Here is a 22,451-nt window from a genome sequence, read left to right on the forward strand (position 1 = left end):
TTATTTATGCTTCATTAAGACTTTTAACTGGATTGATTAATGCTGCGCGGATCGACTGCGTGCTCACGGTGACAAAAGCGATCAGTACGGCGATGCCGCCGGCCAGCGCAAACACCCACCAGTGGATGCTTACATGGAAAGCGAAATCCTGTAACCACCGGTGCATGAAGAACCAGGCTACCGGCGTAGCGATCAGAATAGCGGCCAGCACCAATTTGAGGAAATCGCGGGAGAGTAACAGCACAATACCACTCACCGAGGCGCCCAATACTTTGCGGATGCCTATTTCGCGCCGGCGTTGCGTCATGGCCATCACGGCAATGGCAAACAATCCCATGCTGGATATCACCATGGCCAGTACGGCGCCGGTGATGAATATCTTCGAAAACTGTTGTTCGTTGCGGTATTGACGGTTCACATTTTCATCGAGGAAAGTGGGCACATCTGTGGAGACGGGATTCAGGGCTTTCCAGATACCTTGCAATTTAGCCAGTGTGGCGGGCGGGTTCTGGGTGTTTACCCGTATGAAAGCATAGCTCAGCTGCGGTTTCGGCGACAACATAATCAGAAGCGGCTCTATGCTCCTGCGGAGCGATTTATAATGAAAATCTTTCAGCACACCGATCACCTGTACCATCCTGTCTTCGCCAAAATCGGCACGGATGCTCAGCGGATCTTTTTCCCCCAGTTGTTTGGCCAATGCTTCATTGATCAGGACGGCGGCGGTATCAGTACCGTATTCCCTTGAAAAGTCTCGGCCCTGGCTCAGTTTCAGACCTAACGTCTTCGTATAATCGTAGTCTACCTGCTGGGCTACGGAAGTGATCTGCCTGCCTTTAAAAGTAAAGCCCACATGCCAGGTGCCAACGATATGATCGCTGCCAATACCCAGGTTACTCATGCTGCCGGTTACGCTCTCCACTTCCGGTTCCTGGGCCAGCCGGTTACGTAAAGCAGCCAGCAGCGAAGCGGTGTTGGTATTGCCCAGCGGAATGCTCACCACCTGCGTAGTATTAAACCCTAACGGCGCCGAACGTACGAATTTCAGCTGCTGCCAGATAATGGCGGTACAACTGATCAACAGGATTGCCACCACAAACTGAACGATGATCAAACCATTACGGAGATTACCATTGCGGCCCATGGCCAGCTTGCCTTTCAGCACCTGTACGATATTGAAGCGCGTCACCAGCCAGGCCGGATAACCGCCCGCCAGTAATGTTACCAGCAGGAACACCACCGCAACAGCCGGTATGATCCAGCCATTACCAAAGATGCGCAGACTGATATCGCGCCCTGAAATGGTATTGTAATAAGGCATGAACAGGCAGGATAAAAATACGCTCAGCACCATCGCAGCCAGGCAAATGAGAAATGCCTCGCACCAGAATTGCAGCATCAGCTGCTTGTCCATCGCGCCAAGCGCTTTGCGCAGCCCGATTTCATTGGCACGAATGAATGACCGTGCAATGGAGAGATTAACAAAGTTGATACAGGCGATTGCAATCACCACGGTGGCCAGGATCAGCATCAGCCAGGGATAGAAACTGCTCAAGCCACTGAACACCGCACTTTCAGGATGAAAATGGAAAGCACTGAGCGGAATGGTTTTATATTGCAGGTATTCGCCATTGGCAGCGGGTTTAATACCACTTTCTTTCAGCGATTTTATCAATTCGGCATTATAACGGTTTGCCACTGTTTTCATCTGCTGCTCAAAACTGGCCGCGGTGGCTTTATCCGACAGTTGTACAAAATAGGTAAAGTTGTTGCGTGTCCACTGGCCTTTATAATCTTCATAGCCAGATGCATTTTCAAAACGGGTCAGTACCTGTAGATGGAAGCCCGAATTATCCGGGATATCTGCCAGCACCCCGCTGACGGTAAAAGGCAACCACTTTCCATCAATATTCAATTCAACATTTTTACCGACCGGCTCCTCATTGGCGAATACAGACCTGGCTACCTTCTCGGTTAGTACCAATTGGCTCCGCTGTTGCAGCGCGGTACGTATATTGCCCTTTACGAGCGGAAAGGTGAACATCTGCAAAAATTCCGGATCAACAAAATGGGTTTGCATAGTAAAGGTATGCTGCTGGTAACGCAGGATGTAATTTCCTTCATCCATGCGTGCCACGCGGTCTACACCCGCAATATCTTTTTTGATCACATCGGCCATGGGTTCCGAGCCACTGTTGGCCGTGCGCGAACCAGTCGTCGTTTGCTCTTCGCGGTAAAGCTGGAATACTTTATCTGCATGCACATGAAAATTGTCATAACTCCATTCACGATAGGCTGTAAGCGCCAGTAGCAGGGCTGCGCAGAAGGCCACCGTCATACCGCCGATATTCACTACGGCAAATACTTTTTGCTTGAGCAAGTTTCTCCACGCGATCTTTAAATAGCTTCTCAGCATATAATGAATTTAAGAATGATCTAAAAAAAAGCAGGGTGTGTAGATACACACTCTGATTTGCTGTTCACTTGTTATTCTACTCGTAAGGTTATCACCGGGTTCTTCATCGCCGCCCGCATGGTTTGCAGGCCTACCGACAGCAAAGCCGCTGCCAGCGCCACAATGGCCGCCACTATAAACATCCAGGGTTGCAGGGTGATGCGGTAGGCAAACTGTTCAAGCCAGTGCCGCATCAGGTACCACGCAACAGGCGTGGCCAATAGCAGGGCGATCAACACCAGTTTTATAAAATCTTTTGATAGCAATGTGGTGATTTGCACTACGCTGGCGCCGAGTACTTTCCGTACGCCAATCTCGCGGGTACGTTGTTCGGCAGAGAAAGCGGCCAGGCCCAGCAGCCCTAGTGCCGCTATCGCGATGGTAATACCGGTAGTAGCGCTGAAAATGCTTGCCAGCCTGTCTTCCGAGGTATACAGCTTATCCGCTACCTCATCGAGGAACTGGTATTTGAAAGGCGCCAGCGCATCATATTTTGAGTAGATACGGTTGATCTTTCCCAATATCTCCGGGATATTATGATGCGCCGCGATCTTTACGTACATACATCCGCCGGATTGGCCGTTCCATGCATCGGCATTATCTTTTGCGATGGTGATAGCTGCCGGCCTCACGGCAGAATGCAAGGATTGAAAATGAAAATCTTTTAACACGCCTGCTACTTCGGGGTTCTTTTCGCCCAATGCTACCGGCTTTCCGATCGGATTGGGCAGCAGGTTAAGCTGCCTGGCCGCCGTTTCATTGATCACAATTTTATCGTCATGATCCAGGTCGTTCATATCAGCGGGCGCCATCTTCCATTTGAGGCCGGTGAGCGCCAGCATGTCCTTGTCCATCCGCAGGGTGGCCAGCGTAACGGCAGGCGCTTTGGGGTCGTTGCCGCTAACGAAGAACATATCGAAAGATTGATAGAGCGGATGCCGCATGGTGCCGGTCTGCATTACACCGGGCAGCGATGCCACCTCCTGCCGGAAGGCCTGGTAGCGGTTATTCATCGACTGTTGGAAAGGTATTGCCACCACATTGTTATTATTGATACCTGTATCTGTATGACGGAAGAAATACAGCTGCCGGGAGATCACCACACTACAGATGATCAATACGGCCGCGGCGCCAAACTGCACCACCGTCAATACCCTGCGCACCGTAGCGCCACCGGTGGTATTGCTCATCTTACCAGCCAGCACGGTCACCGGCGAATAACGGGAAAGTATAAACGAAGGATAGCTGCCCGCAATGATCACGGTGCCGAGGAACAGCAGGCCAAAGGCGGTGAGCATCAACGGACTGAAAACAAAATGCTGATCCACACGCAGGTCCAGCATATGCAGGAACCAGGGGCGCAGCACAAAGAACAGCAGCAATGCCAGCGAGAACGCCAGTACGGCATACAGGGCCGACTCCACATAAAACTGTTGCGCAATACGACGACGGTCGGCGCCCATTACTTTGCGCACACCGATCTCTCTTGCCCGGATACCCGCTCTGGCCGTGGAAAGGCTCATATAGTTGATGAGCGCCATCAACAGGATCAATGCCGCTACGACAGGGAATATATGGAGATAACGCAGATTGAAGCCTGGCGTAAAATCGGCGCTGCGATGCAGATCAGCCATAGGCACCAGTATCACGCGGCCGTCGTCCATGCGGGCAGAGCTCTTGCGGTTGATGTTATTGGACACCATGGTATAATGTGCGGCATCATCGAGTTTCAGGAAGAGGCGGAAACCCGCTACTACATCAGGGTTCTTGACGAACATCTCCAAACCTTCCATGGTGCCGGCGCTGGCGATAGAAAACAATACATCCGGTTTCAGGGAGGAATTGGAAGGCGCATCGGCCATCACTCCTGTCACCTCGAAAAGATACTGGCCATTGTAGCGCAGGTGCTTGCCCACCGCATCGGTGGTACCAAAATATTTTTTTGCTATGCTGGCAGATACTACCGCCGTATAGGGTCTTTGCAACGCAGTGCCCGGATCTCCCGCCACTAAAGGGAAAGAGAAGAAGCGGAAAAAATTGGCGTCTACCAGGTCTACATTCTTCTCCTGGTCTTTCACATCCGGATGCTCTACAGATTGTATTAATCTGTCTCCCCCCATACTATTCCCCATGCGGAGATAATCGGCTACAGCAGCGTTCTGTTGCTTCATCTCCTCTCCTGCGCCGAATTTAAAACTGTTCATCTGTATGCTGTCCTTATTCACTTTCACCTTTTGTAAAAGGGAATAGATGCGGCGGCTGTCGGCATGGAATTGGTCGTAGCTCCGCTCATGCAGCACATACAGCATGATAAGCATGCAAATACAAAGACCTGCGGCCAGTCCGCCAATATTGATGGCGCTGTACAGTTTCCGCTTGAGCAGGTTACGCCATGCGAGTTTGATATAGTTTTTTAGCAGCATAATGTTTATTCATTGCGCAGACTGTCCACCGGATTGGTGATAGCAGCCTTCCAGGTCTGTGAAATAATGATCAGTAAAGCTATTCCCATGAGCACAGCGAAGCAGCCCATGAGGGTGAAGGCGCCAAAACCTACGCGGTAGGCGAACATCTGCAGGAACAGGGCGCTGCCCAGATAGCCCAGCGGCAGCGCGATACAGCTGGCAATCACGATCAGCCAGAAATAATTTTTTGATAGCAGCACAATGAGGTTGGATACATCGGCGCCCATCACTTTCCTGATGCCGATCTCTTTTTTTCGTGTGAACATGGTATAGGATACGATGCCCAGCAGCCCCAGTCCTGCAATAGCGGCCGTTAAGAAAGCCAGGAACCCCAGCATGCCCACAGTGGAAGCGGCACGCGCGCGGCTGTCGAGCTGCTCTGCCATCCAGCCACTGTGGAAGGTTTCACCGGGATGTATCGCCATCCAGGCGCTTTTGATGCTGGCCAGCGTTGCCTCAATATCTTTCGGCTGCACGCTGATCTGCAATTGTGAAAATTCCTGTGGCGCATAACGTATGGCCATCGGCTGTATGCTTACTTCTATTGGTTGGTAATTGAAATCTTTTACGACGCCGGTAATGCTTACCTGTACGGAATCAGAGAGCCACAGCGGCTTTCCGATGGCCTCTTCCGGCGATTTGATGCCGAGTGCGGGCAAAGCCTTTTCATTGATCACGATATATTGTTCATGGTTGGTGGTACCCGGCGGAAAGCCGCTACCTGCCACCAGTGTAAGGTGCATCAATTTGATAAAATCTGCATCGCCGGCGAAATAGCCCAGCTGCACCTTTTCAGGTATCCCGTCTGCTTTAACAGCACAAAAGCGGGTATCGCGCGGCATGCCCAGCGTGCCGGAGCTCGCAGCGATCATCTCTACGCCCCGTACCTGCAACAGCTGGTCTTTCACCCGCTGAAAATCTTCTCCATCCAACGGTACATTCAAAATACTGCTACGATTGAAACCCATATCCATCGTAGCCTTGAAGGTGAACTGACGGTAAACGGTGACCCAGAAGATGATCGCCGTGAGGGACAAGGTGAATTGTATCACGATGAGCACCTTGCGCAAACCCAGGCCGCCATACAGTTTCACATCCACCATATTCTTCAGCACTTTCACCGGCTGGAATGACGACAGCGCCCAGGCCGGGATAGCTCCGGCCACAATGCCCGTGAGCACGCTGAATGCCGTGAAGCATCCGATCATGATCCAGTCCAGCGGCACATCAGGCACAAATTCATTTCCGAAAGAAACATGATCGCGCAGCAACAATAACATAATGATCGCGAGCGCAAGAGATAACAAACAAGTGATGACAGATTCAATGATGAATTGCAGGAACACCTGCCAGCGGCGGGCGCCATTCACTTTGTGTACGCCTACTTCTTTGGCCCTTTGCAGGGAGCGTACAATAGAGAGGTTAGTATAGTTAAAGCAGGCGCAGAGCAGGATACCCAGCGCTACAAACACCACGGTGAGCACTTTGCCCAGCGGTGCGGCCCTGCTGATATCATTATACATTTCGGATGATCCGGCAATCCTGCTGGCGCGTTGCGGCTCAAAAGCCACTTTGGTATGGGATATTTTTTCCGCTACCTTATAACGCTCGCCAGTGCGATCCAGCGCGGCTTGCAGGTCGGCGGCTGTTTCACCGGGTTTCATCACCACATACGTATAGGCGTCTTGTAAAACATCCCAGTTTTGTAAGCGCTCCGGCAACAATTTCGATTGTTCCAGACCGTTTACGGAAGACAGAGAGGCATAGGACTCAAAGTCAAGATGGGTAGGCCCTGGCGGCGGCGTGAGTACACCCGTAACGGTAAAGTCGCCCTCCTTTTCAAAGTGGATCACCTGGCCCAGGGCATCATTAGTACCGAAGAAACGTTGTGCCGTTTCCTGTGTAAGCACAATGCTGTTGGGCGCTTTCAGGGCGGTGGCCGGGTCGCCGGCGGCGAGCTTCCACCCGAAGATGGTAAAGAAAGCAGGTTCGGTAAAGGCCCCGCTGAGATGCAAACGTTTTTTATTCACGGTCACATTCCCCGACAAAGCATTATAAACAGCTACCGCATTTTCTACAAACGGATAGTCCGTGCGCAGGTTATCGGCCAGTGGCAAGGGGCTGCTGGCCATATGAAATTTGCGGCCATCGGCCAGCTGCACCCGCGAAGTAACGCGCCAGCTGCGGCCGGAAGCCGGCAGAAATTGATCGTATTGCCAGGTTTCCCTCACCGACATCAGCGCGATCAGGCACAACATCAGGCTCATCGCAAGGCCCGCAATGTTGATAAAAGAAAACAATTTCTGCCTGCGCAGGTTCCTGAATGCAATGAGTATATAACGGTATAGCATATACGGAATGAGTGATTTTAGAATGGCGTTCTTTCATCTCACACGTGAAACTGCTCCTTGATGTTCTCGGTCACCACGCGACCGTCGAACAGGTTGATGATGCGGTGTGCAAAGCCTGCATCATAGGGCGAGTGCGTTACCATGATGAGCGTAGTACCAGCATTGTTCAGTTCCTGCAACAGTTTCATCACTTCTTCACCATTGGAGGAATCGAGGTTACCGGTGGGCTCATCCGCGAGGATCAGGTTAGGTTTGGCTACCACTGCGCGGGCAATGGCCACCCTTTGTTGCTGACCACCAGACAATTGCTGCGGAAAGTGGTTGCGGCGGTGCATGATATTCATACGTTCCAGTACTTCTTCCACTTTCTGCTTACGCTCGGCGGAAGGCACTTTCAGGTACAGGAGCGGCAGCTCCACATTTTCAAAAACGGTGAGCTCGTCGATCAGGTTGAAGCTCTGGAAAACAAAGCCTATGGAGCCTTTGCGGAGCTGGGCGCGTTGGCGTTCGCTCATACGCGCTACCTCTTTGCCCCAGAAATGATACTCACCATCGCTGGGATTGTCCAGCAGGCCGAGGATGTTCAGCAAGGTCGATTTACCACAACCGGAAGGGCCCATGATCGCTACAAATTCCCCATCCTGCACTTCCATATTGATACCATTGAGGGCGGTGGTTTCCACCTCTTCTGTTGTAAATAACTTTTGTAAGTTAACGGTGCGTATCATAAGTATTGTTTAAAGCGTTTTTGAAAAATTAATATTACTAAAAGGCTAACACATCTTTGTTTCCGAATGTTTCATAAGAAGACGTAATTACCTGGTCGCCGGGTTGCAAGCCATCCAGCACTTCAAAATACAACGGATTTTTCCGGCCCAGTGATATATTCCGCTTCACGGCGCGTTTGCCGCTCTTGTCCACCACGTATACCCAGTTACCGCCGGTGTCAGAAAAGAAGCCACCGAGCGGTAAAAGGATAGCTTGGGCCGACTTACCCAATACAAGGCGGATAGGAGAAGATTGTCCACGTCTGATACCCTCGGGGGTATCTTTTTCGAAGTTGAGATCAGCCTGGAAACGGCCGTTCTTCACTTCAGGATATACTTTGGTGACGATCATATCATATGTTTTGCCGTCAAACTCAAAGCTGGCCTTCAGGCCGGCGAATACCTGTGAAACATAGTGCTCATCGATATCTGCGCGTAATTTAAATCCGTTGAGGTCATCGATCTGGCCAATGTTCTGGCCGGCGGTGATGCTGGAGCCTACCTCTACATCGATCGACGACAGCTGGCCGGATACCGGGGCACGCACGATCAGGCTGTTGAGATTTTCTTTCATCAGGGCGAGGTTACGCTGGGTACGCGTCAAAGTGCCCTCCAGCTGCGATATCTGGCGGATGGCGTTCTCTTTCTGGTAACGCTGTGATTGCAGCTGGATATCACGTTGTTTGATCAACCCTTCCAGCTCATTCTTGTTCTTCACAAATTCCTGGCGGGCGATGATCTTTTCATCCACCAGTTGTTTGTTACGGTCGTACAGGTCTTGTGCAGTAGCGATCTTCGCATCATAGTCGTAGATGGTTTGCTGCATCGTGAATTCCTGTTGACGGATATTGAGGCGGGTGTTTTGTAACTCGTTCTGCAAGCGGTATATTTCGGTTTCGTGGTTTACGAAGTCCATCATCATACGCTGGTTATCCAGCTTCAGGATAGAGTCGCCGGCTTTTACCATGCTGCCGCCTTCGAGGTATTTCTGGCTTACATAGCCGCCTTCGATCGCATCCAGGCGGATGGTCTTCAGTGGCATCACCACAGCGGTGACCGCGATATATACATCAAAGGTACCTTTGGTAACGGGCGAGATCGTGATCTTGTCTTTCTCCACATTCAAAGTGGCGCGGTGGTCCGCGAAGATGAGGTTATACAACAACAGCAGCACTACAAGGCCGCCGCCACTGATCATCAGGATGCGTTTCTTAGACCAAAACTTCTTTTCTATTTTTCTGTCCATGTGTTTTACGGAAAGTTTGCTGACCGGGAAAAGTCAATCCATATGCCAAAGCCCAAAATCCTTTACTGTCAATGATTTCCAAGGATTAAAGCCATAAAAAACGTCCTATGCCGGACAACCGGTGTCCATAATCGGACAATCGTGGGTTCAGGCCATTGAAGCGTTTTGAGCGTTTCAAGGGCTGGCACGCTTTTATCTCGGCACAAATCCGTAATTCTTAATTCGTAATTCGTAATTTGCTTTAATTTCATGCTACTATGACCACAATCCAATCAGGAAAGATTTTAATTGTTGATGATGATGTAGATGTTTTGCGCGCTGCAAGACTCTTGTTAAAACGTCATTTCGAACAGGTAGACTTTGAAAAGAATCCGCAGAAGATCCCCTACCTCGTATCCAATTTCGATTATGATGTGATATTGCTGGATATGAACTTCACCCGCGACCTTAGCAGCGGCAAGGAAGGTTTCGAATGGCTGGACCGCATCCTCGATATCAAACCCAATTCCTCCGTAGTGCTGTTCACCGCCTATGGCGATGTGGAGATGGCTGTACGCGCCATCAAGGCCGGCGCCACCGACTTCGTGCTGAAGCCCTGGGAAAACGACAAGCTGCTGGCCACTATCCAGGGAGCTTTCAATAAACACGTGGCACGCCAGGAGAAGCCCGGCCTCTCGCCTACTGCCGTAGCCAATAACAATATGATCATCGGCAAAAGCGCCGCCATGCAGGCCGTATTCGATACCGCCGAAAGAGTGGCCGGCACCGACGCCAATATCCTCATCCTCGGCGAAAACGGTACCGGCAAGGATTTGCTGGCAAGGCATATCCACCGGCTGTCGCAACGCACCGGCAAAAATTTCGTGAGCGTAGACCTCGGCGCCATCGCCGAAACCCTCTTTGAAAGTGAACTGTTCGGCCACGTGAAAGGCGCCTTCACCGATGCCCGCGAAGACCGCACCGGACGCTTTGAAGAAGCCAATGGCGGCACCATCTTCCTCGACGAAATAGGCAATATCTCCATCCCCTTCCAGGCCAAACTGCTCACCGTATTGCAAAACAGGTTCGTAACCAAAGTAGGCTCCAACAAAAACATCCCGATCGATGTACGCCTCGTTTGCGCCACCAACCGCAATATCCAGCACATGGCCGCCCAACACCTGTTCCGCCAGGACCTGCTGTATCGCATCAACACCATCGAAATACACCTGCCGCCACTGCGCGAACGCACCGAAGATATCATACCACTGGCCGAACATTTCCTCCACCTCTATCGCGAAAAATATAAACGCCCGGTCAACAGCCTGAGCGACGCCCTCGTACAACAACTGCAACAATACGAATGGCCCGGTAACGTGCGCGAGCTGCAACACGCCATGGAACGCGCTGTCATCCTCTCGCAAGGAAAAACACTGCAACCCAAAGATGTGTTCGTGAAAAGCAATAACGTCGCCGATCAACAGATGGACACCGGCTACAACCTGGAAGAAATGGAACGCAACATCATCACACAGGCGATGAAAAAATGTAATGGCAACATCACAGAAGCCGCCAAGGAACTGGGATTGAGCAGGGCTGCCCTCTACCGCCGCCTGGAAAAATACAATATCTGACATTGAACAGGTTCAGCATCAATATTACCCTGCGGGTGATCGTGCTCACACTTACGATCGGCATCACCACCTGGCTGTATCTGAACGGATGGCCCCCACTCGCCTTCCTTCTCCTGCCGCTGGTGCTCCTGCAGATGTATGGTATCTATTATTATCTCAACCGCATCAATCGTAAACTCACCCTCTTTCTCGAATCCATCCGCTATGAGGATTTCTCTGTGAGGTTCAGCGCAGATAATAAGCTGGGAAAGAGTTTCAGCATGTTGAACCATCAGTTCAATGAAGTGCTCGAAGCCTTTCGGCAAACACGCGCTGAAAAAGAAGCTAACCTTAAATACATCGATACGCTGATCCAGCATATCAGCATCGGCGTGCTGTCGTTTGATACAGAAGGAAAGATAGAGCTCATCAATCCCGCGGCCTTCCGCCTGATGGGCATCTACCGCCTCCGCAATATTTCCGAACTGAAAACAGTGCATCCCGGACTGGCAGAAGTGCTCACCGAACTGCCTTCCGGCAATAAATCCTTATACGCCACCCGGCAGGAGCAACAGCTGTCTATACACGCCACCACAGTGCGTTTGCAGGGACGGCTCATCAAACTCATCTCTATCCAGAACATCCATTCCGAATTGCAGAAAAAGGAATTGGAAGCCTGGCAAAATCTCACCAAGATACTGCGCCACGAGATCATGAACTCGGTAACGCCCATCGTATCATTGATTGGTACGATGCAGGAGATCGTGGAACTGGACATCGCGCCCGGCTCGCCGCATCCCGAGGGCATCGCCGACCTCCGCGAAGCGCTGCAAACCGTGGAAAGCCGCAGCAAGGGCATCATGAACTTCGTTAACGCCTACCGCGATTACACCACGCTGCCACAACCGCAATTCACCACCGTTAATATCAAAACGCTGGTAAGCTCCGTCAGCAGCCTGTTCCAGACCGATATGAAACAGGCGGGCATTCATTTCCAACTCGAGATCGATGGCGAACAAATGGAGATCCATGCAGATGTTTCGCAACTGCAAATGGTACTCATCAATCTCGTCAAAAATGCAATGGATGCCCTGGAACATACGCCCGATCCAACTATCGAGCTGAGGGTGTATCCCAACAATACCCAACAGGTATGCATCGAAGTGACCGACAATGGCCCTGGTATTGACACCGACGCCATGAACAAGATCTTCATCCCCTTCTTCACTACCAAAAAGAAAGGCTCCGGCATTGGCCTCAGCCTCTCCCAGCAGATCATACAAATGCACGGAGGCCAGCTGAAAGTAGTCAGCCCCGGCACTAACGGGAACGGCACTACGTTTTATATCCTGCTAAATATCTAGTATCTTGTAAATACAATACGCCGCTATGCTGAAATCCAGATGGCTGACCATCTACGCCTTTACCCTCCTGGCAGACCTCGTGCTGGTAGGGCTCCGCATGGATAGCTACCGCTACGCTACCAAACCACTTTTAACCATCATCCTGGCCGCCTACGTGATCAGCAGCGCAGGCAGCATGCCCATCGTCTTTCGCAGATTCCTGTTGCTGGCATTGCTGTTTTCTTTAGGGGGAGATGTATTGCTGATGTTTGAAGCGCCTGCATGCTTTCTCTATGGATTGGGCAGCTTCCTGCTGGCGCATGTGATGTATATCTTCTTTTTCCTGAAGATACGCTACAGTGGCAGCCATCCACCGCTCTGCAGGTATCCCCTGATATTCCTTAACGTCATCTATCTGCTGGCCTTCCTGGTGTTCATGTTCCCCATGCTGGGCAGCCTGAAAATTCCGGTGATAATATATGCCATTACCATTTTCGTGATGGTACAAAGCGTATTGCATGCCTTCCACTTCAGGCAGGAGCCCGAAGGCTGGTACTGCATCATCGGGGCGGTGTTGTTCATGCTCTCCGATACGCTGATCGCTACCGGTAAATTCTATCACCCGCTGCCCGCAAACGGACTGCTGGTAATGCTCACCTATGGCCTGGCCCAGCTGGGACTGGTATACGGCGCCGTAAAGTTTTTTACACCGGTAGAAAAATAAAATGCTACGCAGCTAATTCGTACTTTTGTTCTCTATGCAACAAACAGATTTTCTTGTCATCGGTTCGGGTATCGCCGGGTTGACGTACGCACTGAAAGTATCACAACAATGCCCTGATAAAAAGATCACGATCATCACCAAGAGCCGCGAGGATGAAACCAATACCAAATACGCGCAAGGTGGTGTGGCCGTAGTAAATGACCTGGAGAACGATAGTTTCGAGAAACATATAGAAGATACGCTCATCGCAGGCGATGGCCTCTGCAATGAAGAAGTAGTGAAGATTGTAGTAACAGAAGGCCCCGAGCGCGTGAACGAGATCATTGAATGGGGCGCTAATTTCGATAAAACCGACAGCGGCGATTTCTCCCTCGGCCGCGAAGGCGGTCACTCCGTGTTCCGCGTGATCCATCACAAAGATGTTACCGGTAAAGAGATAGAACGCGCGCTGCTGGAAGCCATCCACAGAAGGCCTAACATCGAGCTGGTTACCCATTGCTTTGTGGTAGACCTCATCACACAGCACCACCTTGGCTACCTGGTTACCAAGTCTACACCGGATATCGAATGCTATGGCATCTACGTGCTGAACCTCACCACTAAAAAGATAGAGAAGATACTCTCCAAAGTCACGCTGCTGGCCACCGGCGGCAACGGACAGGTATACCGCAGTACCACCAATCCCGTGATCGCCACCGGCGATGGCGTGGCCATGGTGTACCGCGCCAAAGGCAAGATCGAGAACATGGAGTTCATACAATTCCATCCCACCGCGCTCTACGAGCCGGGCAGAAACCCTTCTTTCCTGATCACCGAAGCCGTACGTGGCGATGGCGGCATCCTCCGCAACATCCACGGCGAAGACTTCATGCACAAATACGATCCGCGCCTGTCGCTCGCGCCGCGCGATATTGTTGCCCGCGCCATCGATAATGAAATGAAGATCACCGGTACCGAGTACGTATACCTCGATTGCCGCCATATGGATATCGAGAAATTCATCCACCATTTTCCGAACATCTACGAAACCTGTAAGAAAGCGGGGATAGATGTACAGGAACAGATGATCCCCGTTACGCCGGCAGCTCACTACAGCTGCGGCGGTATCAAAACCGATGAATGGGGGCACACCTCTATCCGTAACCTCTACGCCTGCGGCGAATGCGCCAGCACCGGGCTGCACGGCGCCAACCGCCTCGCCTCCAACTCATTGCTGGAAGCCATGGTATTTGCACACCGCTGCTTCATGGATGCCACCAGCCGGATCGATGCCATCAGTTTCAAAGAGAACGTGCCCGACTGGGATGCACGCGGCACCACCGCCCCCCGTGAAATGATCCTCATCACGCAGAGCCTCAAAGAACTGAAACAGATCATGAGCGACTACGTAGGTATCGTAAGAACCAATGTGCGCCTCGAACGCGCCATGCGCCGCCTCGATATCCTCCACGAGGAAACCGAAGCCCTCTACGAAACCACAGAGGTGTCGCCACAACTCTGCGAACTGCGCAATCTTATCACAGTAGGGTATCTCATCGTAAAAGGCGCTACCTTCCGTAAAGAAAGCCGTGGCCTCCACTACAATACCGATTACCCCGAAAAGAGCCCCCTGGTACAGAACATCGTATTATAGCGGCTTTGCAGTACCTTTGCGTGTTGCTAATTCAACGAACGGAAGATTATGTATTATCTGTTGCTTGCTTTATGTTACGGGATCTCTCTCCTGCCGTTTCCGCTATTGTACTTTCTCAGCGACTGCTGCTATGTGCTGGTGTACCATGTTTTCGGCTATCGCAAAAAAGTGGTGTTTGCCAACCTGGTACAGGCATTCCCGGATAAATCGCCGGAAGAGATCAAGGCTATCGCAAAAAAATATTACCGCAACCTCACCGATATGATGGTGGAAACCATCAAACTGCTCACCATCAGCGAAAAGCAGCTGGGCAAGCGTTTCCACGCGGACATCACCGTACTGCACGAGCTCTACGCAAAAGGCAAAAGCTGCCAGATGCACCTGGGCCATAACTTCAACTGGGAATGGGCTAACCTGTATTGCATGCAAAGGGTGAACTACCCTTTCCTGGTAGTGTATATGCCGCTCTCCAGCAAGCCCGCCGACCGGCTGTTTCGCCACTTCCGGGAGAAATTCGGCTCTACCCTAATCGCCGCAAACGATATGGCCAACAGCATGAAACCCTGGATAGACAAGCAATACCTCATTGCGCTGGTAGCCGACCAGAATCCCGGCAACCCGCGCAGCTGTCTGTGGTATCCTTTCCTCAACAAAATGACTCCCTTCTATAAAGGCCCTGAAATGGCTGCTAAAAGAAATAATATACCCGTTGTATTTGTAGACATCAGGAAAGTGAAACGCGGCTATTATCACGCGGAGTTAAAGCTGATGTTCGAAGATCCGCAACAGGCGCCTGCCGGCGAGATCACCGAAACATTCGTAAAATACCTGGAGAAAAATATCCGCGAACAACCCGAAGTATGGGTATGGAGCCACCGCCGCTGGAAACACAAATATGAAGATTGGGTAAAAAATTAAGAGCGCCGTAATAACAGCGCTCTTAAAAAGAAGATCAGAACATTCATTAGACGCAGATCAGGAAGGAATCTTCAGCTTCTGGCCAGGATAGATCAGGTTCGGATCTTTGATCTGGTCTTTGTTTGCTTCGAAGATATCTTTCCAGGAAACGCCAGGATAGTTTTTCGCAATCTTGCTCAGGCTATCACCGGATTTAACTTCATACTCCTGTTCGCCGCCGCTGGCATCGGAAGCAGTGATATTCATCACCACATCAGCAGAGCGCATTTCGGGATCCAGTTTTTCGTAGGTAGCCCACAGTTGGTCTTTTACATCAGCAGTGGTCTCGCCATCGATATACAACACGTTATCCTGCTCTCTCACTTGTAAATTGGTCACGCCAGCGCTATTTGCCTGGTCAATCAGTTCCTTGTATTTTTCTGTTACGCTCATGACAGTAATATTTTAAAGGGTTATTTCAATGTAAGTTTGTTGTTTACTTTCTTGGGTTTTGATTCCTGTGCAGTTTGAATGATCTTGCGCAGATCGCTCTTTTTAGCTTCTCCTTCCAGAGTTACTTCGCCATTGGCAACGGATACTTTTACAGTAGAGAATCCTGCTTTGCCGTAGGCAGAGTCCAGTGTTTTCTTCAGTACATCATCGGGGTTGATGACAACAGGTGCAGCTGCAGGCGCCGGTGCTTTTACTGTTACTTTGTTGTCAACAGATTTCACGCCGGATACGGTTTTCAGCGCTTCTTCTGCAGCAGTTTTGGCAGCATCGTCAGATACTTCGCCGGAGAGGGTCACTACGCCATTTTTCACTTCAGCAGTAACGCCGGGAATGGCACTCAGTTTTTCATTTACGGCCTGCTGGATCTTGCTGTCCGAAGGTTTGCAGGCAAATAGAAATACGCCCATCAGCATTAAAAGGGCCGCTACGAAGGATTTTATCTTCATGGTTTGAACGGTTTTAGTGCAAGAAGTTAGGCAATAACATTTGAACAGACAATTTTTTCTCCTTTAACTTATTGTTAATCCAATTAATATATGAGCATAAAAAAAGCCTTCCCTACCCGGGAAGGCTTGTCTGTATTAGGTTTGAAGCCTTTAGTTCAGTATTGTTTTTTCCTGTACTACTTCCAGGCCCTTTTCATCTTTCATACGGGCAAAGCCACCATCCACGTTGCGGAGGTTATGGATGCCTTCACGTTTCATGATAGAGCAGGCGATGATACTGCGATAACCACCCTGGCAGTGTACATAGAGATTATGATGATCATCAAAATCAGCTATCTTGCCGGGATCTGTCATATCGCCGAGAGGCAGGCTCATGGCGTCTTTGATGTGACCGCTGGCGTATTCGGCGGGCTTGCGCACATCCACGATGACGAGGTTTTCATCATGCGGGATATCCATCGCCAGCTCATCCGGCTCAATGGTGATGATCATGTCTTTGGCTTCGCCAGCCGCTTCCCATGCAGGATAGCCGCCTTGCAGGTAGCCGGTAACATTCTGAAAACCTACGCGGGCCATTCTCACTACTGTCTCTTCCTCTTTGCCCGGCGTTGTTACCAGTATGATATCCTGGTCAAAAGGCAGCAGACTGCCCGCCCATTCCGCGAAACGGCCTTCCAGCCCGATGCTGATAGAACCCGGCACAAAGCCATCGCCAAATTCTGTAGCCGGACGGGTATCCAGGATCAGCGCGCCAGCTTTCGCCTTCGCTTTGAACTCCGCAGGGGCAAGTGGCTGCATCGCTTTGTCCATTACGGCTTGCAGGGCATCATAACCTTCTTTGTTGATCTTCGCATTGATCGGGAAATAAGATGGCGGCGTGGCCAGGCCATCCGTTACTTCAGCAATGAAGCGGTCTTTATCATCAGCGAGCAACGCATAGTTACTACGTTTCTCATCACCAATGGTACTATAAGTGTTCGGGCCAAGATTCTTGCCACAGGCGGATCCCGGGCCATGCGCCGGATACACGATCACACTGTCCGGTAATGTTTTGATCTTGTTATTGAGCGAATCGAAGAGCATTCCTGCCAGTTCTTCTTTGGTGAGATTACCGCTGAAGAGGTCCGGACGGCCTACATCTCCCACAAATAAAGTATCGCCGGTGAAGAGGGCATAAGGCGCCTGCTTTTCATCTTCCAGCAGATAACAGGCTGATTCCAGCGTATGACCGGGCGTATGCAATACTTTCAGGGTAAGGGCGCCTATCTTGAATGCTTCATTATCCCGGGCTACATATGCATCGAAGTTAGTGACTGCATCCGGGCCAAATACGATTTTAGCGCCGGTGGCCTTGGCGAGGTCGAGGTGGCCGGAAACAAAGTCAGCATGAAAATGGGTCTCGAAAATGTATTGGATAGTGGCGTTCCTTTCTTTCGCCAGCTCAAGATATACATCTATATCGCGCAGCGGATCTATTACGGCGGCCACACCATCAGACTCGATGAAGTAGGCAGCTTCCGACAAGCAGTTGGTGTATAATTGCTTTACGAACATGGTTTTTGATTTTTACAAATTTACTAATTATACACCGCTCAACGCTATGGATAAAATCTATATGGAAATAAAAAAGTAGCCGTATGGCTACTTTCTTATATAATTTTCTTCCGTCACACAAACGGATGGTGAATAAAATTAACCTACCAGTTCTTCCACGAACTTCGCTACTTCAGCAATACGCTGTTTGTTGATAGTATAGTGAATGAACTTGCCATCTCTCTCTGTAATTACAATGCCGGCACGTCTCAGAATAGCAAGATGCTGTGACGCTACCGATTGTTCCAGACGCAGTTTCACGTAAATCTCCGTCACAGTCATTTTCTTGTGGTCCTCCAGCAGCTTGATCATCTGCTGGCGCAGCTTGTGGTTAATCGCACGCAATACCATAGCTGCTTTTTTAACGGCAATGTAATCCAATTTGATCTGGTCTTTTTCATTGTTACCTCTAGAAATAATAAGAGTATTAGAAGAGGTAGTTAATAATGTTTTTTCCATCGCATAATAGTTTTTAAAAAATGATGAAATGAAAGGGATCAACGGACAGTACTCGCAAACAGTTAGACAACAATTGCGGTTATCGATTTATACAAAAATATAATATCTGTCACAATAAAAAAAATTTCTATACCTTATTTTTTCATATATAACCGGGGGACGCTTGTAAATAAGATATAATTTGACAGTTTTATGACAGATCAAACGGACGTGTTAGGATTTTTTCGGAAAATAGAAGGGTTTCAGGTAAAAAGGGCTGAAATATGCCAGATCTGCGAAGGAATTTGTATGAAAATATTGTTCGGAAAGCGGGGCCATATCAGCCGCGCTCATCGTATAGTCGGCAAACATGGCATGAGGGTGCAAACCCAATAGCTGCGCCCATTTCCCGCTGCCGTCGCCAAAAAAATATATCTTTCTTTTCTCTAATTGTCCGGCAAAAGAAGCCGCATCCAGGACCATCGCCTGCGGCGCCAGCACCTCATGCAGGCTGTCGTCGTACATCGCCGTAAACACCTCTTGCCGCCGTGCATCCAGCATAGGGCAGTACCATACGTCTTTTTCGTTCAGGCGCCACCGTAAGCCCTGCGCCATCATCTTCAGTGTAGACACTGCTATCAGGGGCTTGTTCCAGGCATAGCACAGACCTTTGGCCGTGGCCACGCCTACACGAAGTCCGGTATAAGAACCCGGACCGGCACTCACCGCCACCGCATCCAGCTCACCGGCACTAAGGCCCTGTTCCCGCAGCAACTGCTGCACAAACAAAGTAATAGTGGCCGCATGGTCTTTCTGTTCTGCGCTCACCAATGTCTGCAATGCTTTTCCATCGCGCGCGAGGCTCACAGAGCCTGTAACTGTAGCGGTATCAATATTGAGTATAAGTGCCATATCAGATTGCCTCGTATTCTGTTTGTAACAATGCCGCCACCTCGTAGCGGTCGTCGCCAGTGGCGTCGTGTACGGCTTTCAGTACCTCGTACACATTCTTCACGCCTATCCGTTCACACCATTCAAAAGGCCCGTAAGGATAGTTGGTGCCCAGCTTCATGGAAATATCAATATCCGCACGACTGGCAGTGCCCTCTTGCGCTGTCAGGTACGCTTCATTGATGATCATACAGATCACCCGCGGCGTTACCATTCCCGTAGCATCGGCCACCAGCTCATATTCCCAGCCAAGGGCATACATCAGGTCGTCCAGCGTTTGCCGCTGCCCTTCATCCATCACCGATACTTCCGTAACAGGCGCCTGGATAAATCCCGGCAGCCAGTTGCAGCCCATGATATTGAAGCCCTGCTCAAAGGCATACTGGCTCATCACTTCGGACAAGGATGTTTTCACAATGCAGGCCATCACCGGCACTCCCGGATTCTTAGCATATACCGCTGCATGATGCGGCCGGTCATCGAATAACATATCTATCACCAGGTCGGCAGCCTTCACCGACAATACCTCTTCCAGGCTTGTCTTCCACTGTACCTCATGCTTGTTGAGTCCTTTCTGCTGCAGCTCTTCATACCGCTGTGCATCTGCTATAACCAGGATATTCATGCGCTAAATTTCGGCAAACCTAATAAAGAATGACGTTGTTGCAAAAATCCGCTTCGATCTCTTGCTGCTTTACGTCTTCCCGAAAAAAATATATTTTGTTTACTTTCGCCCTCATGGAAAAGCAAATTATCAATACCAATAATGCGCCCGCTCCTATCGGGCCTTACAACCAGGCTGTAAAAGCTGGCAATACCCTGTTCGTGTCCGGTCAGATACCTTTGGATCCCGCTACCGGCGAACTGGTAACCACCGGCATCGTTGATGAAACACAGCTCGTGATGAAAAACCTTCAGGCCGTGCTCACCGCTGCCGGCATGGGTTTCAGCGATGTTGTAAAAACAACTATCTTCATTACAGATATGAAAACTTTCCCGCAGGTAAATGAAGTGTATGGCAGCTATTTCACCGGTAACTATCCGGCCCGCGAAACCGTACAGGTGGCCGCACTGCCTAAAGGTGTGAACGTGGAAATATCGGTTATTGCAGTTAAGATGTGAGAATTTATGAATGTGAGAATGTGAGAATTTATGGCGGATTTAAGTATCCCTCAAATCCTCAAATTCTCACATCCTCACATTCATAAATTCTTACATTCTCACATCAAATAACCAAATATTCAAATAGCTAAATAGCAAAATAATTACTTGCCGAACAGGGTCGCTGCCAGGCGTGCATCGTGGCCGTATACATCATCCCTGAAATTCAGCCTTCCTTTGCTATCCACAAAAGCGGTGAAATAACCGATAAATACCGGCACCTTCGTTTTCAGGGTTACAAATTTTTCTTTCCCGGCGTTCATCGCCTCGTCGATCTTCTGGTCTGTCCAGCTGGAATCCTTGCGCAGCAACCATTGTGCGAGATGCTTGGGTTCCGCTACGCGGATACATCCATGACTGAAAGAGCGTTTGTTTTCTCCAAAGAGATAACGTGCAGGGGTATCATGTAAATAGATATTATACTCATTAGGGAAGAGGAACTTCACTTTCCCGAGCGAGTTGCGGCCTCCCGGCTTCTGACGCACGATATACGGGAAATTGCTGCCGGAATATTTGCCCCAGGCAATGGAGCCCGGTGATATCACCTTGCCGCTGGCGCCTACTATCTCCATATTTTGCCTGGCCAGATACCCGCCGCCACTGCGTTTGAGGCCTGGCAACACTTCTTTGGCGAGGATGCCCGGCGGCACATTCCAGTAAGGGCTGAACACAATATATTTCAGTTCATTGCTGAACACGACGGTATTGGCGCCCGGCTTGCCTACCACCACATTACAACTCCAGGCCAGTTTACTGTTTTCATATACATACATCATAAAAGCGGGTATGTTCACCAGGATATAGTCTGCTGGCGGTTCTACCGGCACCCAGCGTAAACGCTCCATATTCACAAGCACCTGACGCACCCGCTGCTGAATCGGCACATTCAACGCTTTTAATACCGCCGGTGTGATCAGGCCGTCTTCTTTGAGGCCCATGCGGGCTTCAAAATTACGTACAGCCGTATCCGTTAGCACTGTAAAACGATGACCGCTGTCGCTGGCTGCGAGGTCACCCAGCGCGATGAGACGCTGTTTCACCCGCAGGATCACGTCAGACGAATCGCCTCTTTTGAAACTCTTCTGCGTCATCGTAATGGAGTCCCATGGGGCAGATTCCAGCTTGGCAAGGGTTTTCAGCTGTTGCCGCAGCATTTTGTATTGCGCATTTACCGGCTCGTCGCCTTCAATATTATTTCCTTTCTTCACGATAGAATCCAGCAGGCTGCCCATATCCAGCTTCTTCCGAGGGATGAACCATTCCAGGTCTTTCGCTGAATCAGAGGTAAGGCCGCCCCATACTTTGTTGCCATAGGCAAAGAATTGCGCGGTAAGCATCACTTCGATGGTGGAAAGATCACGGGGATTGCCCTGGTAGCTGGAATCGCGCAGCACAAGCGTATCGGTAAGTTTTTTCAGCTCCGGGGTCATGGCGCTGTCTTTGATACCATAGGCCGCATCATTTTTCATCATATTGATGAAGTTGCCTGCCTGCTCGGTGATGCTGTCTTTATTTACCCAGGCATAGTGATAATCACGGCCGCGATAAAAATTCTTCACATATTCCGCATAGGGTGCGTATACGGGATGCGATTGCAGGAAGCTGTTCACCAGGTTGCTGTCCAGCTGTTTCTCGATATATTCCTGCTTGGTGTAGTGGGTGGTATCCCGCACTTTCAATCTTTTCCGGGTGCCGCCCTGTTGCTGGCAGGCAGCAAATACCAATAAGGATAAAAATAACAGTGAGGTGTAAAAACGTGTAGTCATACGCGTTATGGATGTATTATTAAATTAACATGACAAAGACAGCTTCGGGATTACAAAATAACAGTGTAAATGTATGAAATATATGAACTTAACAATTTCCTCTCCTATTG

Annotated in this window: 18 protein-coding genes; 6 read left to right on the forward strand and 12 right to left on the reverse strand. The window is 50.1% G+C overall.

All coding sequences use genetic code 11. The features are described from left to right. Positions 1-4: 4 nt before the first annotated feature. From FPG75_RS17310 to FPG75_RS17330, 5 genes are all read right to left on the reverse strand, one after another. Positions 5-2,416, reverse strand: coding sequence for an ABC transporter permease (locus tag FPG75_RS17310; protein ID WP_143308243.1), 2,412 nt, complete (start codon positions 2,414-2,416; stop codon positions 5-7). A 71-nt stretch (positions 2,417-2,487) separates the two neighbouring features. After that, entirely contained in the window at positions 2,488-4,878 is a 2,391-nt protein-coding gene (locus FPG75_RS17315; RefSeq protein WP_143308246.1) for an ABC transporter permease, read from the reverse strand. 5 nt (positions 4,879-4,883) lie between these two features. Continuing rightward, a complete protein-coding gene (locus FPG75_RS17320; protein ID WP_143308248.1) occupies positions 4,884-7,271 on the reverse strand; it encodes an ABC transporter permease in 2,388 nt (795 codons plus the stop codon). A 38-nt stretch (positions 7,272-7,309) separates the two neighbouring features. Further along, positions 7,310-7,999, reverse strand: coding sequence for an ABC transporter ATP-binding protein (locus FPG75_RS17325; RefSeq protein ID WP_143308250.1), 690 nt, complete (start codon positions 7,997-7,999; stop codon positions 7,310-7,312). Between the two features lie 37 nt (positions 8,000-8,036). Next, positions 8,037-9,284, reverse strand: a complete 1,248-nt coding sequence (locus tag FPG75_RS17330) for an efflux RND transporter periplasmic adaptor subunit (RefSeq protein ID WP_143308252.1) — start codon at positions 9,282-9,284, stop codon at positions 8,037-8,039. A 257-nt stretch (positions 9,285-9,541) separates the two neighbouring features. On the opposite strand from FPG75_RS17330, the gene FPG75_RS17335 reads away from it, so the two are divergent. The 5 genes from FPG75_RS17335 to FPG75_RS17355 are packed head-to-tail and all read left to right on the forward strand — an operon-like array spanning position 9,542 to position 15,494. Next, positions 9,542-10,897, forward strand: coding sequence for a sigma-54-dependent transcriptional regulator (locus tag FPG75_RS17335; RefSeq protein WP_143308254.1), 1,356 nt, complete (start codon positions 9,542-9,544; stop codon positions 10,895-10,897). A 2-nt stretch (positions 10,898-10,899) separates the two neighbouring features. Further along, on the forward strand, positions 10,900-12,240 hold the full coding sequence (locus FPG75_RS17340) for a sensor histidine kinase (RefSeq protein ID WP_143308256.1): 1,341 nt from the start codon (positions 10,900-10,902) through the stop codon (positions 12,238-12,240). Between the two features lie 25 nt (positions 12,241-12,265). After that, positions 12,266-12,943 carry a lysoplasmalogenase gene (locus FPG75_RS17345; RefSeq protein WP_143308258.1) on the forward strand — a complete coding sequence of 226 codons (678 nt, stop codon included), beginning with the start codon at positions 12,266-12,268 and terminating at the stop codon, positions 12,941-12,943. Between the two features lie 34 nt (positions 12,944-12,977). Next, positions 12,978-14,576: an L-aspartate oxidase gene (gene nadB / locus FPG75_RS17350; protein WP_143308260.1), complete on the forward strand. Its 1,599-nt coding sequence runs from the start codon at positions 12,978-12,980 to the stop codon at positions 14,574-14,576. Positions 14,577-14,624: 48 nt separating this feature from the next. Continuing rightward, a complete protein-coding gene (locus tag FPG75_RS17355) occupies positions 14,625-15,494 on the forward strand; it encodes a lysophospholipid acyltransferase family protein (RefSeq protein WP_143308261.1) in 870 nt (289 codons plus the stop codon). 57 nt (positions 15,495-15,551) lie between these two features. Here the strand turns inward: FPG75_RS17355 and FPG75_RS17360 are convergent, their stop codons facing one another. The 6 genes from FPG75_RS17360 to FPG75_RS17385 form a co-directional block, all read right to left on the reverse strand. Next, positions 15,552-15,926: a LysM peptidoglycan-binding domain-containing protein gene (locus FPG75_RS17360; RefSeq protein ID WP_143308263.1), complete on the reverse strand. Its 375-nt coding sequence runs from the start codon at positions 15,924-15,926 to the stop codon at positions 15,552-15,554. A gap of 20 nt (positions 15,927-15,946) precedes the next feature. Beyond that, a complete protein-coding gene (locus FPG75_RS17365) occupies positions 15,947-16,432 on the reverse strand; it encodes a BON domain-containing protein (protein ID WP_236652821.1) in 486 nt (161 codons plus the stop codon). A gap of 150 nt (positions 16,433-16,582) precedes the next feature. Then, positions 16,583-17,986 (reverse strand): MBL fold metallo-hydrolase, encoded by a 1,404-nt coding sequence (locus FPG75_RS17370; RefSeq protein ID WP_143308265.1) that lies wholly within the window; start codon positions 17,984-17,986, stop codon positions 16,583-16,585. Between the two features lie 138 nt (positions 17,987-18,124). Continuing rightward, complete coding sequence (locus FPG75_RS17375; RefSeq protein ID WP_198315147.1) at positions 18,125-18,376, reverse strand: ArsR/SmtB family transcription factor; 252 nt, start codon at positions 18,374-18,376, stop codon at positions 18,125-18,127. Positions 18,377-18,697: 321 nt separating this feature from the next. Beyond that, positions 18,698-19,375, reverse strand: coding sequence for a tRNA (adenosine(37)-N6)-threonylcarbamoyltransferase complex dimerization subunit type 1 TsaB (gene tsaB / locus FPG75_RS17380; protein ID WP_143308267.1), 678 nt, complete (start codon positions 19,373-19,375; stop codon positions 18,698-18,700). Position 19,376: 1 nt separating this feature from the next. Then, the gene (locus FPG75_RS17385) at positions 19,377-20,039 is read right to left on the reverse strand and encodes a 3-hydroxyacyl-CoA dehydrogenase family protein (protein WP_201747977.1); all 663 of its coding nucleotides are present in this window, start codon (positions 20,037-20,039) and stop codon (positions 19,377-19,379) included. Positions 20,040-20,152: 113 nt separating this feature from the next. Here FPG75_RS17385 and FPG75_RS17390 point away from each other — a divergent pair, with 113 nt between their 5' ends. Then, entirely contained in the window at positions 20,153-20,536 is a 384-nt protein-coding gene (locus FPG75_RS17390) for a RidA family protein (protein WP_143308270.1), read from the forward strand. Positions 20,537-20,679: 143 nt separating this feature from the next. On the opposite strand, the gene FPG75_RS17395 is transcribed toward FPG75_RS17390, so the two are convergent. Beyond that, positions 20,680-22,341, reverse strand: a complete 1,662-nt coding sequence (locus FPG75_RS17395; RefSeq protein WP_143308272.1) for a L,D-transpeptidase family protein — start codon at positions 22,339-22,341, stop codon at positions 20,680-20,682. Positions 22,342-22,451 lie beyond the last annotated feature (110 nt).

Source organism: Chitinophaga vietnamensis, from assembly GCF_902167635.1.
Taxonomy (GTDB): Bacteria; Bacteroidota; Bacteroidia; order Chitinophagales; family Chitinophagaceae; genus Chitinophaga; species Chitinophaga vietnamensis.

Coding starts and splice junctions, on each gene's coding strand:
- FPG75_RS17310 (WP_143308243.1), bottom strand. CDS start 2,416: ATGCTGAGAAGCTATTTAAAGATCGCGTGGAGAAACTTGCTCAAGCAA.
- FPG75_RS17315 (WP_143308246.1), bottom strand. CDS start 4,878: ATGCTGCTAAAAAACTATATCAAACTCGCATGGCGTAACCTGCTCAAG.
- FPG75_RS17320 (WP_143308248.1), bottom strand. CDS start 7,271: ATGCTATACCGTTATATACTCATTGCATTCAGGAACCTGCGCAGGCAG.
- FPG75_RS17325 (WP_143308250.1), bottom strand. CDS start 7,999: ATGATACGCACCGTTAACTTACAAAAGTTATTTACAACAGAAGAGGTG.
- FPG75_RS17330 (WP_143308252.1), bottom strand. CDS start 9,284: ATGGACAGAAAAATAGAAAAGAAGTTTTGGTCTAAGAAACGCATCCTG.
- FPG75_RS17335 (WP_143308254.1), top strand. CDS start 9,542: ATGACCACAATCCAATCAGGAAAGATTTTAATTGTTGATGATGATGTA.
- FPG75_RS17345 (WP_143308258.1), top strand. CDS start 12,266: ATGCTGAAATCCAGATGGCTGACCATCTACGCCTTTACCCTCCTGGCA.
- nadB (WP_143308260.1), top strand. CDS start 12,978: ATGCAACAAACAGATTTTCTTGTCATCGGTTCGGGTATCGCCGGGTTG.
- FPG75_RS17355 (WP_143308261.1), top strand. CDS start 14,625: ATGTATTATCTGTTGCTTGCTTTATGTTACGGGATCTCTCTCCTGCCG.
- FPG75_RS17360 (WP_143308263.1), bottom strand. CDS start 15,926: ATGAGCGTAACAGAAAAATACAAGGAACTGATTGACCAGGCAAATAGC.
- FPG75_RS17365 (WP_236652821.1), bottom strand. CDS start 16,432: ATGAAGATAAAATCCTTCGTAGCGGCCCTTTTAATGCTGATGGGCGTA.
- FPG75_RS17370 (WP_143308265.1), bottom strand. CDS start 17,986: ATGTTCGTAAAGCAATTATACACCAACTGCTTGTCGGAAGCTGCCTAC.
- FPG75_RS17375 (WP_198315147.1), bottom strand. CDS start 18,376: ATGGTATTGCGTGCGATTAACCACAAGCTGCGCCAGCAGATGATCAAG.
- tsaB (WP_143308267.1), bottom strand. CDS start 19,375: ATGGCACTTATACTCAATATTGATACCGCTACAGTTACAGGCTCTGTG.
- FPG75_RS17385 (WP_201747977.1), bottom strand. CDS start 20,039: ATGAATATCCTGGTTATAGCAGATGCACAGCGGTATGAAGAGCTGCAG.
- FPG75_RS17390 (WP_143308270.1), top strand. CDS start 20,153: ATGGAAAAGCAAATTATCAATACCAATAATGCGCCCGCTCCTATCGGG.
- FPG75_RS17395 (WP_143308272.1), bottom strand. CDS start 22,341: ATGACTACACGTTTTTACACCTCACTGTTATTTTTATCCTTATTGGTA.